Raw genomic sequence first — 13,513 nt, 5'->3', positions numbered from 1 at the left:
ATCCTGTTTCTAGAATTGATAGCTGGCCGTCAGGCCCACGCTGCGTGGTTCGCCGAACTGGTAATACGGCTCAAGAGCATAGCCCTTGCGTGGGTCGTTGCCGAAGCTGCCGAAGCCGCGCGTCGCGTAGTCCCTGTCAGCGAGGTTCCGTGCCCAGAGCGCGATGTCCCAATCCGCTTCCGCCCAGCCAAGGCGCAGGTGTACCAGTTCATAGGCCTCCGAGCGTAAATCGTGGCGGTCGGAAAAGTAAAAGCTGTCGCGGGCCTCGATATCCACACGCGCATAGAGCTGCCGGGTGATCGCGAGGCGGCCGCCCAGCGCAGCCTGATAGCCCGGCGCGTGAGCCTGGTCACGCCCGGCGAGGTCGCTGCCATCTGCATTGATATAGCGGTCGAAACTGGCTTCCAGCAGGCCCAGGTTGACGTACAGCTCCAGTGCCTCGTGTGCCAGCCAGTCGATTTCGAGCTCCAGCCCGTAATTGTGCCCTCGGGCGGCGTTGTTGGTGTAGTCGAGGAATGCGGTGCTGCCGTCATCACGCGGCAGCACCAGGGAGCCTTTTACCTGCTGGTCATCCCGGTCCATATAGAACAGGGCGAGGCGTCCCTGCAGCCGTCCCTGCAGTGCTTCGGCCTTGTAACCGACTTCATAGTTGAGCAGTGTTTCCTCATCAAAGCGGCTCAGGCTCGCGAGCAGCGTCTGCTGGCCGGGGTCGTCGGTGGCGCCCGCGCTGGCCAGAATGCCTGCGTTCACGCCATTGCCGCGGTAGCCGCGGGAAATGCCACCGTACCACAGCGCGCCGTCCGCAGGCTGGTACTCGAGCACCAGCCGCGCGCCCCAAAGGTTTTTGGCAACCCGCTCGGCCACGCCGTTATTGTCGGCATAGTCGGTGCGCCGTCGCTCCAGGCGCAGGCCGCTGGACAGCGTCAGGTGGTCGGTGAGCCGCGTATCCAGCTGCCCGAACACGGCGCTTGTGTCCGTGTCGTAGCGGCTGTTGAAGGGCCCGTCGAGGTAGGTGTATTCGCGGTCCAGATCCTCGCGGTCACCCAGGTAGTAAAAGCCCACCGTCCAGTCACTGCGCCCCTCGAACAGTCGCGACTGTTCGTTGGAGAGCAATCGCAGCTCGCCGCTGAAACTGTCGCGGTCGCGCAGATAGCGGTCGAAGGAACTGTATTCCAGTTCCGGAGCGATGCCGACAAAACTCCAGTCTTCGTCGAAACTGTACTCCGTGTCGCTGGTTGCGAGTGTGATCACCGTCTCGATGTCCAGTGCCGCGCGTGAGGCGGCCCAGGTGAGGCTGGCGGCGCTGGTCTCCTGGCGATCACGGCCCGGCTGGTCGGACAGTGTGCGGCGCGTGTTGTCCAGCGAGAAGGCATCGTAGCCGTTGTCGATGTCGGCCAGCGTCACGCTCAGGTCGACGGTATCGGTGGCCGAGGCAAGCCAGCGCAGGCGGGCGCGTACAGTGGTTTCATCGCGTTCATTGGTGTCGTCCCGGCGCAGAAAGTCGTTGTCGTAGTAACCGTCACTGCGGTACTGCTGTACTGCCACGCGGTACAACAGCTCATCGCCGGCCAGCGGGCCGGTGCCCACAACCCCCAGTGCCTGGGTGATGTAGTCCGCCACGGTGGCTTCCAGCCGCAGTCCCGGGCTGCTCTCTGGAGCGGCGCTGCGGATGTTCACCAGCCCGGCGAGGGCGTTGGCGCCGTGCAGCGTACCCTGGGGGCCGCGCAGCACCTCAACCTGGGCTACGTCGAACAGGGTGCCAATGGCACTCAGGCCGCTGAAATCGATGCCGTCGACCATCAGCCCCACTGACGCGTTGAGCGGCTCCTGGAACTGGCTGCGTTCACCGATGCCGCGGATCTGGAAGAACCGCGCGCGGGAGGCACCGCTGGCGTAGTTGAGGTTCGGGATCACGTTCAGCACCTCTTCAAGGTGCTGCGCAGAGCGTTCCCTCAGCGCTGCGCTGGTGAGTACCGTTGTTGATGCCGACTGGTTCAGCAGCGGTGTATCGCGCCACTCGGCAGTGACTACCACCTCCGTCAGCTCACGCGACAACGCCGGGGCCACGGCAAGCAGGCTTGCGGTCAACAGATAACAGGATCTTTTCATCGGGTTCTCCTTGAATAACTGCAAGAGAACCGGTTGGATATGCGGAATGAACAGGAGACGTGCACCTATCCCTACGCCGGTCCTAACCGGGTCAGGTTCGAAGGGTTTACCGCAGAACGGTATCTCAGGCCGTAGCCACCCCCAGGTTTGCAAGCGCCAATCTGGACGTAACACTTTGTTACATAGCAAGTCAGCGCGTGTTTGCAACGCGAGTATAGGCCGCTTAAACTGAGTTGCCAATAATTCTGTCCATAACCGGGGCCCTGCGTCCTGCTAGCGGCGAGATACTGAATGTCGGATGAGTCTGTGTACGATGTGATCCCGGGTGAAGAGATCGAAGCGGCGCCCGCACCAGCCAGCCCCGCCGAGGTGCAGGAGCAGCGCCTGAGCGAAACCATCCAGTTGAATCGCTGGCTTGTTGAGCAGGCGCGGCAGATGCAGCGGATGATGCTTGATGCCCCCGACCTTGAGGCGCTGCTTGAGGTCTTGCTGGTGAGCATGCCGCGGCACTTCGGATTCCGGGTCGCCGAGCTCTGGCTCTATGACCCGGAAAACGTCCTGGCGAGCCTGATGACCTCGGGTCACCGCTACGGCCAGTATCTGCAACTGCATCACGATGTGTTTGAAATGCAGGAGCTCTACGACATGGAGCCGGACGTCATCCTCCTGGATGCGACCGACTCGCGCATGTTCGAGGTCTTGAAAACGGACCAGGGAATACAGCATGCCCTGCTGGTTCCCCTGCTGGACTCCGGCAGGCTATTGGGCAGTTATCACTGCGGGTTTGTCGACCGGCCCATGAAGACCACAGCCGATGATGGTGCGGTCGTCACACACCTGGCATCGGTGGTATCCCAGAGCTTCAAGAACGCGGTCAGCCGACAGCAGATTTCCCGCCTGACCATGCTGGACCCGCTGACCCAGATCAGCAACCTGCGCGGCTTCGAGAAGGATATCGCCCGTGAAATCGCTCGGGCACGGCGCGCCAATGAGGCGCTATCGGTCCTGATGCTGGAGGTGGACGAGTTTGAAGAGCTGTATCGTCACTACGGGGAGATCACGGGCCGGTTTGTGCTGAAAAAGGTGACAGAGCGCGTCTCCTCCGGGCTGCGCGCCACCGACTATCTCGCGCGCCTGTCAGATTCTCGACTGGCGGTGCTGCTTTCCGGCACCAGCGAGTCTCCCGCCATTGATGTGGCGGAAAGGATACGCCGGGACATAGAAAATTTCCTCATAGATGATGGCCGTGGTGCGGTGCTTCAGGTTACGCTTAGCCTCGGCCTTGTCACCTGGGAACCTGAACAATACCCTGCCGTTGACATGGCGCAGCTGGCCCGGCAAATGCAGAGCGCCGGTTCGAAAGCAGTGCAGAGCGCGGTTGCGGGAAATGGTAATCAACTCAAGGTCGGCCGCCTCTCTACCCTGATGATCTGATTCCGGAGACAGTGTGCCCTTGAGGAGTATCGACGACCTTTTCGAAAACAACCGTGCTTGGGCGCACTCCGTAAAAACCACTGATCCGGATTTTTTCGAGAAGCTGGCCAATCAGCAGAGTCCGGAGTACCTCTGGATTGGCTGTTCCGACAGCCGCGTCCCCGCCAATCAGATCGTCGGCCTGCTGCCCGGAGAGGTGTTTGTGCACCGTAACGTTGCCAACATGGTGGTACACACGGATTTCAACTGCCTGACCGTGCTGCAGTACGCGGTGGATGTGCTGCGGGTCAAACATGTGCTGGTGGTCGGGCATTACAACTGCGGCGGTGTGCGCGCCGCCTACGAAAACCGTGACAACGGCCTGATCGACAACTGGCTGCGCAACATCAAGGATGTCCAGCAGCGCCATCGCCGGCGTATCGCGGCGCTGGAAAGCGACGAGGAGCGGGTCAATCTGCTCTGCGAACTCAATGTGGTCAGCCAGGTGTCAAACGTGTGTCACACCACCATCGTGCAGAACGCCTGGGCGCGCGGTCAGGGGCTGTCAGTGCACGGCTGGGTTTACAGCCTGAAGGACGGCCTTATCCAGGATCTGCAGTGCACGGTCAGTGGTCCGGAGCAGATATCCGAGGTGTACCGCGTACTGCCCGATCGCGATGAGCTCTGATCCCCCGAACGGGTGAGACATGGCGGGCAGCAGCAGGCTAGACTGACGCCAGACAATCCCTGAAGGAGTGAAGCCATGACCGTCGAGGCAGCAAAGATCGCAGGCAGTAAAATCCTTATCACAGGCCCGACCGGGCAGGTGGCGGCGCCGGTGATCGACGCCTGGGCCGGCCAGGCGGAGTTGACCGCCCTGGCACGTTTCAGCGATCCGGCGCAGCGCGCAGCGCTCGAGGACAAAGGGGTACGCTGCGTGGCGGCGGATCTTGCCGACCGCAACGGTTTGCGTGACCTGCCGGATGACTTCGACTACGTGCTGAATTTTGCCGTGGTGAAAACAGACAGTTTCGATTACGACCTCGCGGCGAATGCGGAGGGGCTGGGGCGGCTCATGCTGCATTGCCGTGCCGCCAGGGCTTTCCTGCACCTGTCCTCGACGGCCGTCTACGAGTACGCCGGCCACGCCCCGCGGGCCGAGGATGCGCCGTTGGGCGACAACCACCGCGCCATGTTTCCCACTTATAGCATCAGCAAGATTGCCGCAGAAACCGTCTGTCGCTTTGTTGCGCACCAGTTCGGCATTCCCGCCACCATTGCGCGTCTCAGCGTGCCCTATGGCAACAACGGCGGCTGGCCCTGGTATCACCTGTTGATGATGGAGCAGGGGATGCCCATCGATGTGCACCCGGAACGACCGAATCTCTACAACCTGCTGCACACCGACGACTACATCGAGAAACTGCCCCTGCTGCTGGGCGCCGCGAGCACCGACGTGACCACGGTTAACTTTGGCGGATCGCAGGCGGTCAGTATCGAGGACTGGTGCGCTTGGCTTGCGGAGCTTACCGGCCTGCAGCCGGAGTTTCGCGACAACCCCGCCGCCTTCGGCAGCCTGGCGATTGACACCACGCGCATGCATGAACTGATTGGCCCCACCCGGGTGGACTGGCGCGAGGGGGTGCGCAACATGGTCGCCACCCTGTCACCCCAGCTGCTGAAGCCCGGCGCCTGAGGGTTGCGGACGAAAGGGGAGTTGGCAGGTGACGCAATTGCTGCTACTGCTGGTGTTGGTGTTCAGCGCCGTGGCGCTGATGGTGGTGCTGGGTGAGCGCTTTGCCCGCCCCCTGCCGCAGGAGCGGGTGCGTCAGCTGCAACGCTGGCTGTTGCCTCTGGTCGGCTTGATGCTGCTGCTGTCTCTGGCCAGCCAGTATTGGTAGGCAGGTCACCCTTAAGGGTGATGCGCGCGGATCGAAAACACTGCACACTGCGCGTCGCTGATTACACTGATATCTTCACCGCGGGGACCCTGATCATGTCGATGACCGAGCTTGATGCGTTACGCAATGGCCAGCTTTGGGAAGATTTTTGTGAGAGCCTGAAAAGCGCCGGTGCAGAGATCCTGGCAGAGGGTGTGCCTGCTGACGATCTCAGCATCGCGGAAGGGTATCGGTACCTCACACGTCTGTTGCGGTTGAGCCTGGAAAAACACCTCGAGTTCAGCGACCCCGCCTGTCCGCAGTTCTACTCCCTGTCGCATGAAACCGCCAAAATCGGCAATGACAACCCGGACAATTTCTACCAGAACTGTGCGGTAGACGGACGTCACAGCTACCGCATTACCGGTAATGCAGGACAGGTGGAATACCTGAGCATTGAAACCAAGGCGGGCTCCTTCGCCGGCCAGGGCGATATGGCCCCCACCGGCCACATCACCCTGGAGGATCTGGAACTGGGCCCCAATGGGGAATTTGAGCTGCTGGTCAGCGCGACCCCGCAGCCCGGTAACTGGTTGTCCATGACCGAAGCCTCGGACAATATTCTGGTGCGCCAGACCTTTCGGGACCGCGCGCGTGAGCCCAAGCTTGAACTGCGCATCGAGTGCCTGGACCAGCAGGCAGCCCCCGTGCTGGATCCTGCGGCGTTTGCCAGCCAGTTACAGCGCGTGGTGCCTTTCGTGAACGGCACCGCCGGCCTGTTCCGCAACTGGATGCTGGGCTTTGCCGGCCATATCAACGCACTGCCCCCCAATGACCAGCAGATGTGCCTGCGGGCGGGCGGCGACCCTGCAATCTACTACCACAACAGCTACTGGCAGTTGGCCCCGGAAGAGGCGCTGCTGATTGAATTTATGCCGCCCCGGGACTGTCGGACCTGGAACTTCCAGCTCTCAAATTTCTGGATGGAGTCGCTGGACTACCGCTTCCATCGTATCCATATCAATCGCAGCAGTGCCCGCTATGAAGCGGACGGCAGTGTGCGCATTGTGGTGGCGGGCAGGAATCCGGGTAGCGCATACCCCAACTGGCTGACGACCGCGGGTCATGAGTGTGGCGCCATGTTGTTGCGCTATGTCGAGGCATCGGATCATCCTCCGGTGCGCACGCGTGTTGTCGCGCTGGAGACATTAATCGCAGGAGAGGTGGAATGAGCATGACGGAACTGGCGCTGGATGCAGATGCACTGGTCGCTGCGGCCAGGGCTGTAGACGGGCTTGAAGACTTTGGTGACGACAGCTATCGCGAGCCATTGGAAAGGCTCCTGTGGTCGCTGGTGCATGAGGCGGACCTGAACGCGATCGGCCGCCCGGCAATGGCCCAGCGCATGCTGGATATCCTGTCGACCAGGCTGCGCGTGCAGGAGTGGCTGCGTCGCCACCCGGAAATCCTGGATGAGCAGATCGTGGAGCCGCTGGTGATTGTCGGCCTGCCCCGCACCGGGACCACGATGTTGCACCGGACCATCGCCGCTGACAATCGCATGTATGCCCCGTTGTGGTATGAAACACGTTTTCCCTGCCCGGATCTCGATTGGGACTTCACCGCGGCAGGTGACCGTCGTATTCGCGACGCCAAGGCGGAAGTGAAAATGATGGTCGACAGCAACCCCGACCTGCTGTCCGTGCACCCGCTGGATGCCATGGAGCCGGACGAGGACATCATGCTGTTGGAGCAGTCCTTCTACAGCTTCAATATCCAGGCGCTGGCGAATGTCCCCAGTTTCGATGCCTGGATCGAGGCGCAGGACCACACCATTGGCTATGAGTACCTGAAGCTGCTACTGCAGTTCCTGCAGTGGCAAAAGAAACGTAGCGGGCAGCGCGGTGAGCGCTGGGCACTGAAGGCGCCGCACCACCTGCACTACATGGACCTGGTGTTTCGCATCTTCCCGGATGCCCGCGTGGTACAATCCCACCGTGACCCGGTTGAGACCATTCCGTCGCTGGCCAGCATGATCGCCAATGTGTGGCAGGTGTATTCCGACTCCGCCGACCCGGTGGCAGTAGGGCGACAGTGGGCCCGCAAGTTCGCCAAGGGCATGCAGCACACCATAGATGTGCGCCGCGAGATGGGCCCCGAGCGGTTCCTGGACCTCTGGTTCAAGGATACGGTCAGCCAGCCAATGGTGGAGATCGGCCGCGTCTACGACTTCCTCGGTATGGACCTTACCCCCGAAGCCAGTGTGGAAATGGCGCGCTGGCAAGACTCCAACCGGCGTGAACTGCGCCCTGCACATGCCTACACATTGGACCAGTTCGGCCTGACCGAAGAGGGCCTGAAGGCGCAATTCAAGGGCTATCGGGAAGCCTTTATCCTGGATAAGTGAACATCGTCGCCGGGGCGCCCGGCGGCTAACCTGAACCACTGCACGAGAGAGCACACATGGCAGAGCAAAAAGCGACGAATGTCCATTGGCACGAGGGTGACATCACCCGCGAACACCGCGAGAAGTTGTTGGGTCATAAAGGGGCCACCCTGTGGTTCACCGGCCTGTCCGGCAGCGGCAAGAGCACCGTGGCGGTAGAACTGGAGGGGCGTCTGAATGAAATGGGCGTGCTTGCCTATCGGCTGGATGGTGACAACGTGCGCCTGGGCATTAACCGCAACCTGGGTTTCAGTGCGGACGACCGCACCGAAAATATCCGTCGCATCGGGGAAATCTCCAAGCTGTTTGTGGACTGCGGCATCGTTACACTGAGCAGCTTTATCAGCCCCTATGCCAGCGATCGGAACCAGGTGCGAGAGTTGCACGAAGCAGCGGGCATGGACTTTATCGAGATCTTTGTGGATTGTTCCCTGGAGGCCGCGGAAGCGCGTGATCCCAAGGGCCTGTACAAGAAAGCGCGGGCGGGAGAAATCAAGAACTTTACGGGAATCGATGACCCTTACGAGGCGCCGTTCAAGCCCGAGGTGCATTTGCACTCGGATCAGCAAACGCTGGCCGAAGAGGTGGATACCATCATTGCCCTGCTGCGCGAGCGCGGCATCATCACGTCCTGATTACCTTACCCCGAACGGAGACGAACATGATCAAGCCACACGGCTCAGACGAGCTGCAACCTCTCTACATCGCTGACGATGCCCGTCGCGAGGCGCTGTTGAAGGAGGCGGAGCAGTTGCCCTCACTGCTGCTCAACTCAGCGGCCGCAGCCAATGCGGTCATGCTGGGCGCTGGTTACTTCAACCCCCTGAACGGCTACATGAACCTGGCTGACAGCCTCAGCGTGGCGGAGAAGCTGCAGACCGTCGACGGCCTGTTCTGGCCCGTGCCCATTGTCAACCTGACCGAGGCAACGGACATCCAGCCCGGCACACGTATCGCGCTGCGCGACCCGAATACCGAGGGCAACCCGGTGCTTGCCGTGATGGAGGTGGACGCGGTGGAGTCGGTGTCCGACGCGCAGATCGACTTTATCGCGGAGAAAGTGTTCCGCACACTGGACCCTGCGCATCCCGGCGTTGCGACCTTCAAGTCGCTGGGCCGCACCTTGTTGTCCGGCCCGATTGAGGTGCTGAATTTCTCTTACTTCCCCGGCGAGTTCCCCGACACCTTCCGCACCGCCGTGGAGATTCGCGCCGAAATCGCCTCCCGCGGCTGGAACAAGGTCGTCGCTTTCCAGACCCGCAACCCCATGCACCGCGCGCATGAGGAACTGTGCCGTATGGCGATGGAAGACCTGCATGCGGATGGCATTCTCATCCACATGCTGTTGGGCAAGCTCAAGCCGGGTGATATTCCCGCAGACGTGCGCGATGCGGCGATCCGGAAAATGGTGGATGTCTATTTCCCGCCGAACACCGTGATGGTCACGGGTTACGGCTTTGACATGCTGTATGCCGGCCCGCGCGAGGCGGTACTGCACGCAGTCTTCCGTCAGAACTGCGGCTGCACGCACCTGATTGTGGGGCGCGACCACGCCGGCGTAGGCGACTACTATGGCGGCTTTGACGCGCAGACTATCTTTGACGAGGAAGTACCGTCAGGTGCCCTGGAGCTGGAAATCTACCGCGCCGACCACACGGCTTACAGCAAGAAGCTGGACCGCGTTGTCATGATGCGCGACGCGCCGGATCACAGCCCGGAGGACTTCGTGCTGCTTTCGGGTACGCGGGTGCGCGAAATGCTGGGCAACGGCATCGCCCCGCCGCCTGAGTTCTCCCGGCCGGAAGTGGCCAGGATACTCATGGATTACTACCAGAGCCTGTAGTGGCGGCAGGGTCGGCGCGTTCTGCGCCGGCCCACGCCTGCCGCTACCCCACCGTTTACTTCTCGGCCTGGCTGGCGCGGTGCACCGTCACCGCCAGCAGCGACTCCAGCGTTTGTGGCCCGACCAGCATATCCAGCAATTCTCCCGCGGGGTTGATGATCAGCGTGGTGGGGAGGACGTTGGGTCGGTCCAGTCCGAGGAGGCCGGCCGGGTCTTCCCCCAGCGTAGCGAACTGAACCTGCAGCGCGTCGAGCTGAGCTTGTAAGGCGTCGCCAGTGGCACCGTCATAGTTTACGCCGAGCACGGTTACGCTATCGTAATCGCTGTCCAGTGCATTCAGTTCCGGTATTTCCTTGATGCAGGGCTTGCACCATTCGGCCCAGTAATTGATGACCACCCACTGGCCCCGCAGGCTTTGCAGCAGGTCCGCGTTGCTTTCCGGTGCGGATGGCTGGCACGCGGTCAGGGTTAACAGTAGCAGGGTCAGGCAGGCGCTTCTCACGTCCGGGTTGCTCCTTGTTGATTGGCAGGATCAGTGGAAAAAATGGCTTGGCGCGCGCAGTATGCCACGATTGCATGGCGGCGCGGCGCCCAGCCCTTTTGCTATAATGTACGCCTTTTGTCCCCGGGGAGTTTTCCGTGAGCGAGTTTCAGATCTATCACAACCCACGCTGTTCCAAGTCCCGCGCGGCACTCGCCCTGTTGCGGGAGCATGGCGTAGAGCCCGATGTGATTGCCTATCTGGATCAGCCGCCCAGTGCCGCGGCGCTCAAGCGCCTGCTGAAGAAGCTGGCAGTGCCGGCCAGCGGGCTGCTGCGGCGTGGAGAGCCGGAATTCAAGTCGGCCGGTTTGCATTCGGACAGTAGCGAAGCCGAGATACTCGCCGCCATGGCCGCGCATCCCAAACTGATTGAGCGGCCGGTGGTGGTGCGCGGTGAGCGCGCTGTGATCGGCCGGCCCCCGGAGAACGTGCTGGCGCTGCTCGACTGATGGCCGACCCCTACGTACTGGTGCTGTATTACAGTCGCCACGGCGCCACTGCGGCCATGGCCACCCAGGTGGCGCGCGGGGTGGAGTCGGTTGCCGGCATCACCGCACGGGTGCGCACGGTGCCGTCGATATCGGCCAGCTGCGAGGCCGTCGAGGATGTGATCCCCGCCGACGGCCCGCTGTATTGTGAGCTTGAGGAACTCGGCGACTGCGCCGGGCTGGTGCTGGGCAGCCCCACGCGCTTCGGCAACATGGCCGCGCCCCTGAAGTACTTCCTGGATCAAAGCTCGGGCCTGTGGTTGAGCGGTGCATTGATCGACAAGCCGGCCGCGGTCTTCACCTCGACCTCCAGCCTGCACGGCGGTCAGGAGTCTACCCTGCTCAGCATGCTGCTGCCCCTGCTGCATCACGGGATGGTGGCCGCAGGCCTGCCATACAGTGAGCCGGGACTGATGACGGCAACCAGCGGCGGAACGCCCTACGGTGCCTCCCACTGGGCCGGTGCCGACAACCAGAAACGCCTCGACCCGCAGGAAGCCGCACTGTGTCGCGCACTGGGCGCACGTGTTGCGCGCCTGTCCCTGGCTCTGGAGGCTGCGCGATGACCCCTGTGCAACGCCAGGGCCCAAGTCTCTTGCTGTGGCGCGCCACGTGGTTGAGCTGGGGCACTTTGTTTGGCCAGACGGCGCTTTCCCTGGCACTCACCCAGCCGCCCTGGATTATCTGGTTGGGGAGCCTGCTGCCCCTGAGCCTGTTTCTGTACGGAATGTGGCACGACCGTCTGCGCAGCTTCATCTGGTTGTGCTTTGTGTCCCTACTCTACTTTATCGCGCTGGTGGAGCGCTTGTTTGCAACGCCACGGGCGCCGTTGCCCTGGGTCGGCATGGTCGCCGTCGTTGTACTGTTCTGTAGCGCCATGCTGTACGTGCGCTGGCGCGCCCGCGAGCTGCACACAGCGCGCGAAACATTCCCGGAGTCATCGCCATGAGTCGCCCATCGCCCATTCGCCGTTTCTTTTCCGCATTCTGGCGCGGATTGACCTGGTTTCGCCTGGCGCTGTCGAACCTGTTATTTCTCGCCTTTCTGGTCTTTATCTACGTGCTGTATTTCAGCGGTGGACCACCGCCGCAGCCGGAAAAGGCCGCATTGTTGCTGAACCTCGGGGGCACACTGGTTGACGAGAAGTCCGAGGTCAGCCCGCTGCAGGCACTGGCGGGTGAGCCTTCCCCTGCGGAGCGCGAAATCGCCCTGCGCGATGTGCTTGACGCCATACAGGAGGCCGCCCAGGACCCGGCCATCACCGCACTGGTCATGGAGCTCGACTTCCTGGTGTCAGCCGGGATCAGCAAAAGTCTGGAAATTGCCGCAGCTATCGATAACTTCAAGGCGACCGGCAAGCCGGTCATTGCCGTCGGCGACTACTTCACGCAGGACCAGTATCTGCTTGCCAGCCAGGCGGACGAGGTGATCCTGCACCCCATGGGCGCTGTGCCCCTCGAGGGATTCGCGAGCTACCGCAACCATTTCCGTCAGGCCCTGGACAAGGCACTGGTCACCATGCATGTGTTCTATGCCGGGGAGCACAAGTCGATGGCCGAGCCGTTTCTGCGTGACGACATGTCCGAGGGAGAGAAAGCCATCACCCTGGCCTGGCTTGAAGACCTCTGGCGGGAATATGTCACCGTGGTTGAAAGCCGCCGCAACCTGCCCCCTGGCAGCCTCGACAGTTACATCAACCGCTATGCCGAGTACCTGACGGCCGCCGGTGGCAATTCCGCCCGGGTGGCCCAGGAGCAGGGGCTGGTGGATACGCTGTTGTCCCGCGCCGATGCCAACGACTACCTGATTGAGCGGGTCGGGGCGGAGGACGACGAGGGGTTCTACGAGGCGGTGTTCTTCGAGTCCTATATCAACAGCAAGCGTCCCGTGGCATTCACCCAGCGCACGGAAGACCGCGTGGCAGTGGTCACCGCCGAAGGTAACATGATGTCCGGTGAGCAGCCGCCTGGCACCATCGGGGGCGACTCCCTGTCCAGGCTGTTGCGCCAGGCTGCCGAGCAGCCGGGGGTCAAGGCGCTGGTGCTCAGGGTGAATACGGGCGGCGGCAGCGTGTTGGCCGCCGAGCGGATTCGGCAGACCATTGCCCGCATTCGTGAGGCCGGCACGCCGGTGGTGATTTCCATGGGCGCCATCGCCGCCTCGGGCGGTTATTACATCGCCGCCGAGGCCGATGAAATCTGGGCCACACCAACGACGATTACCGGCAGTATCGGTGTGTTCGCCGCCTTTCCCACGTTTGAGCGGCTGCTGGAGCGCATCGGGGTCACTACGGACGGTGTGGGTACCACAGAGCTGGCGGGGTCGCTGCGGCTTGATCGACCGCTCAATCCGCAGGTCGCGGAAACCCTCGCCAGCGGTGTGGACTTCACCTACCGCGAGTTCCTGCAGCTGGTGGCCAGTGGCCGTGGCCTGTCCGAGGAAGCGGTGCAGGCTGCTGCGGGTGGTCGGGTGTGGAGTGCCGCCGACGCCCAGGTGCTGGGCCTGATCGACGAGCTGGGTTCACTGCGGGAAGCGATTGCCGCGGCGGCCGAGCTGGGTGGACTGGACCCGCAGCGTCACCCCGTGGAATATGTACAGCAGCCCCTGTCGCCGCGTGACATGCTGCTCCGGCAGCTGGCGTCGCGGGTGGGGTTGAGTGGTTTGCTTCCCGGGCTGGATGCCGGCATGCAGCAGCTGCTGCAGCCTGTGGCCACCGCAGCTCGCACGCTCACCGAACTGAACGACCCGGCGCACCTCTACATGCGCTGCGTAGGCTGTGCCGCGCCCTGACCG

General features: G+C 62.4%; 14 protein-coding genes and 1 riboswitch. Of the genes, 12 read left to right on the top strand and 2 right to left on the bottom strand.

What is annotated here, in order from left to right:
- Positions 1–9 precede the first annotated feature (9 nt).
- Positions 10–2,109: a TonB-dependent receptor gene (locus R3E49_RS10420; RefSeq protein WP_371294996.1), complete on the bottom strand. Its 2,100-nt coding sequence runs from the start codon at positions 2,107–2,109 to the stop codon at positions 10–12.
- 50 nt (positions 2,110–2,159) lie between these two features.
- Positions 2,160–2,262: riboswitch (TPP riboswitch) on the bottom strand.
- 138 nt (positions 2,263–2,400) lie between these two features.
- On the opposite strand from R3E49_RS10420, the gene R3E49_RS10415 reads away from it, so the two are divergent.
- From R3E49_RS10415 to sat, 8 genes are all read left to right on the top strand, one after another.
- A complete protein-coding gene (locus tag R3E49_RS10415) occupies positions 2,401–3,543 on the top strand; it encodes a GGDEF domain-containing protein (RefSeq protein ID WP_371294995.1) in 1,143 nt (380 codons plus the stop codon).
- Between the two features lie 19 nt (positions 3,544–3,562).
- Positions 3,563–4,210 carry a carbonate dehydratase gene (gene can / locus R3E49_RS10410; RefSeq protein ID WP_290744847.1) on the top strand — a complete coding sequence of 216 codons (648 nt, stop codon included), beginning with the start codon at positions 3,563–3,565 and terminating at the stop codon, positions 4,208–4,210.
- A 75-nt stretch (positions 4,211–4,285) separates the two neighbouring features.
- Complete coding sequence (locus tag R3E49_RS10405) at positions 4,286–5,218, top strand: NAD-dependent epimerase/dehydratase family protein (RefSeq protein ID WP_371294994.1); 933 nt, start codon at positions 4,286–4,288, stop codon at positions 5,216–5,218.
- A 28-nt stretch (positions 5,219–5,246) separates the two neighbouring features.
- On the top strand, positions 5,247–5,423 hold the full coding sequence (locus R3E49_RS10400; RefSeq protein WP_371294993.1) for a hypothetical protein: 177 nt from the start codon (positions 5,247–5,249) through the stop codon (positions 5,421–5,423).
- A gap of 95 nt (positions 5,424–5,518) precedes the next feature.
- The gene (locus R3E49_RS10395) at positions 5,519–6,634 is read left to right on the top strand and encodes a DUF1214 domain-containing protein (protein WP_371294992.1); all 1,116 of its coding nucleotides are present in this window, start codon (positions 5,519–5,521) and stop codon (positions 6,632–6,634) included.
- Positions 6,631–7,809, top strand: coding sequence for a sulfotransferase (locus R3E49_RS10390; protein WP_371294991.1), 1,179 nt, complete (start codon positions 6,631–6,633; stop codon positions 7,807–7,809). The genes R3E49_RS10395 and R3E49_RS10390 overlap by 4 nt, the downstream gene beginning before the upstream one ends.
- A 56-nt stretch (positions 7,810–7,865) precedes the next feature.
- The gene (gene cysC / locus R3E49_RS10385; RefSeq protein ID WP_371294990.1) at positions 7,866–8,483 is read left to right on the top strand and encodes an adenylyl-sulfate kinase; all 618 of its coding nucleotides are present in this window, start codon (positions 7,866–7,868) and stop codon (positions 8,481–8,483) included.
- Positions 8,484–8,509: 26 nt separating this feature from the next.
- Positions 8,510–9,691 (top strand): sulfate adenylyltransferase, encoded by a 1,182-nt coding sequence (gene sat / locus R3E49_RS10380; RefSeq protein WP_371294989.1) that lies wholly within the window; start codon positions 8,510–8,512, stop codon positions 9,689–9,691.
- A gap of 55 nt (positions 9,692–9,746) precedes the next feature.
- Here sat and R3E49_RS10375 read toward each other — a convergent pair whose 3' ends face one another.
- Positions 9,747–10,193 carry a TlpA family protein disulfide reductase gene (locus R3E49_RS10375; RefSeq protein ID WP_371294988.1) on the bottom strand — a complete coding sequence of 149 codons (447 nt, stop codon included), beginning with the start codon at positions 10,191–10,193 and terminating at the stop codon, positions 9,747–9,749.
- Positions 10,194–10,330: 137 nt separating this feature from the next.
- Here R3E49_RS10375 and arsC point away from each other — a divergent pair, with 137 nt between their 5' ends.
- From arsC to sppA, 4 genes are read left to right on the top strand one after another with little or no spacing between them, the layout of a single operon-like run.
- Positions 10,331–10,681, top strand: coding sequence for an arsenate reductase (glutaredoxin) (gene arsC / locus R3E49_RS10370; protein WP_371294987.1), 351 nt, complete (start codon positions 10,331–10,333; stop codon positions 10,679–10,681).
- Complete coding sequence (gene wrbA / locus R3E49_RS10365; RefSeq protein ID WP_371294986.1) at positions 10,681–11,286, top strand: NAD(P)H:quinone oxidoreductase; 606 nt, start codon at positions 10,681–10,683, stop codon at positions 11,284–11,286. The genes arsC and wrbA overlap by 1 nt, the downstream gene beginning before the upstream one ends.
- Entirely contained in the window at positions 11,283–11,669 is a 387-nt protein-coding gene (locus R3E49_RS10360; protein WP_371294985.1) for a DUF2069 domain-containing protein, read from the top strand. Before wrbA ends, R3E49_RS10360 begins: the two co-directional genes overlap by 4 nt.
- Positions 11,666–13,510, top strand: coding sequence for a signal peptide peptidase SppA (gene sppA, locus R3E49_RS10355; protein ID WP_371294984.1), 1,845 nt, complete (start codon positions 11,666–11,668; stop codon positions 13,508–13,510). Before R3E49_RS10360 ends, sppA begins: the two co-directional genes overlap by 4 nt.
- The last annotated feature ends 3 nt before the right edge of the window (positions 13,511–13,513 follow it).

The organism is Haliea sp. (genome assembly GCF_041395985.1).
Lineage (GTDB): Bacteria > Pseudomonadota > Gammaproteobacteria > Pseudomonadales > Halieaceae > Haliea.
The sequence above is the reverse complement of the archived record's forward strand: the minus strand, read 5'-3'. Positions and strand labels throughout refer to the sequence as shown.

Bases quoted from the DNA above. Each gene is read 5' to 3' on its own strand.
- R3E49_RS10420 (WP_371294996.1), bottom strand. From the start codon at position 2,109: ATGAAAAGATCCTGTTATCTGTTGACCGCAAGCCTGCTTGCCGTGGCC.
- R3E49_RS10415 (WP_371294995.1), top strand. From the start codon at position 2,401: ATGTCGGATGAGTCTGTGTACGATGTGATCCCGGGTGAAGAGATCGAA.
- R3E49_RS10405 (WP_371294994.1), top strand. From the start codon at position 4,286: ATGACCGTCGAGGCAGCAAAGATCGCAGGCAGTAAAATCCTTATCACA.
- R3E49_RS10395 (WP_371294992.1), top strand. From the start codon at position 5,519: ATGTCGATGACCGAGCTTGATGCGTTACGCAATGGCCAGCTTTGGGAA.
- R3E49_RS10390 (WP_371294991.1), top strand. From the start codon at position 6,631: ATGAGCATGACGGAACTGGCGCTGGATGCAGATGCACTGGTCGCTGCG.
- cysC (WP_371294990.1), top strand. From the start codon at position 7,866: ATGGCAGAGCAAAAAGCGACGAATGTCCATTGGCACGAGGGTGACATC.
- sat (WP_371294989.1), top strand. From the start codon at position 8,510: ATGATCAAGCCACACGGCTCAGACGAGCTGCAACCTCTCTACATCGCT.
- wrbA (WP_371294986.1), top strand. From the start codon at position 10,681: ATGGCCGACCCCTACGTACTGGTGCTGTATTACAGTCGCCACGGCGCC.
- R3E49_RS10360 (WP_371294985.1), top strand. From the start codon at position 11,283: ATGACCCCTGTGCAACGCCAGGGCCCAAGTCTCTTGCTGTGGCGCGCC.
- sppA (WP_371294984.1), top strand. From the start codon at position 11,666: ATGAGTCGCCCATCGCCCATTCGCCGTTTCTTTTCCGCATTCTGGCGC.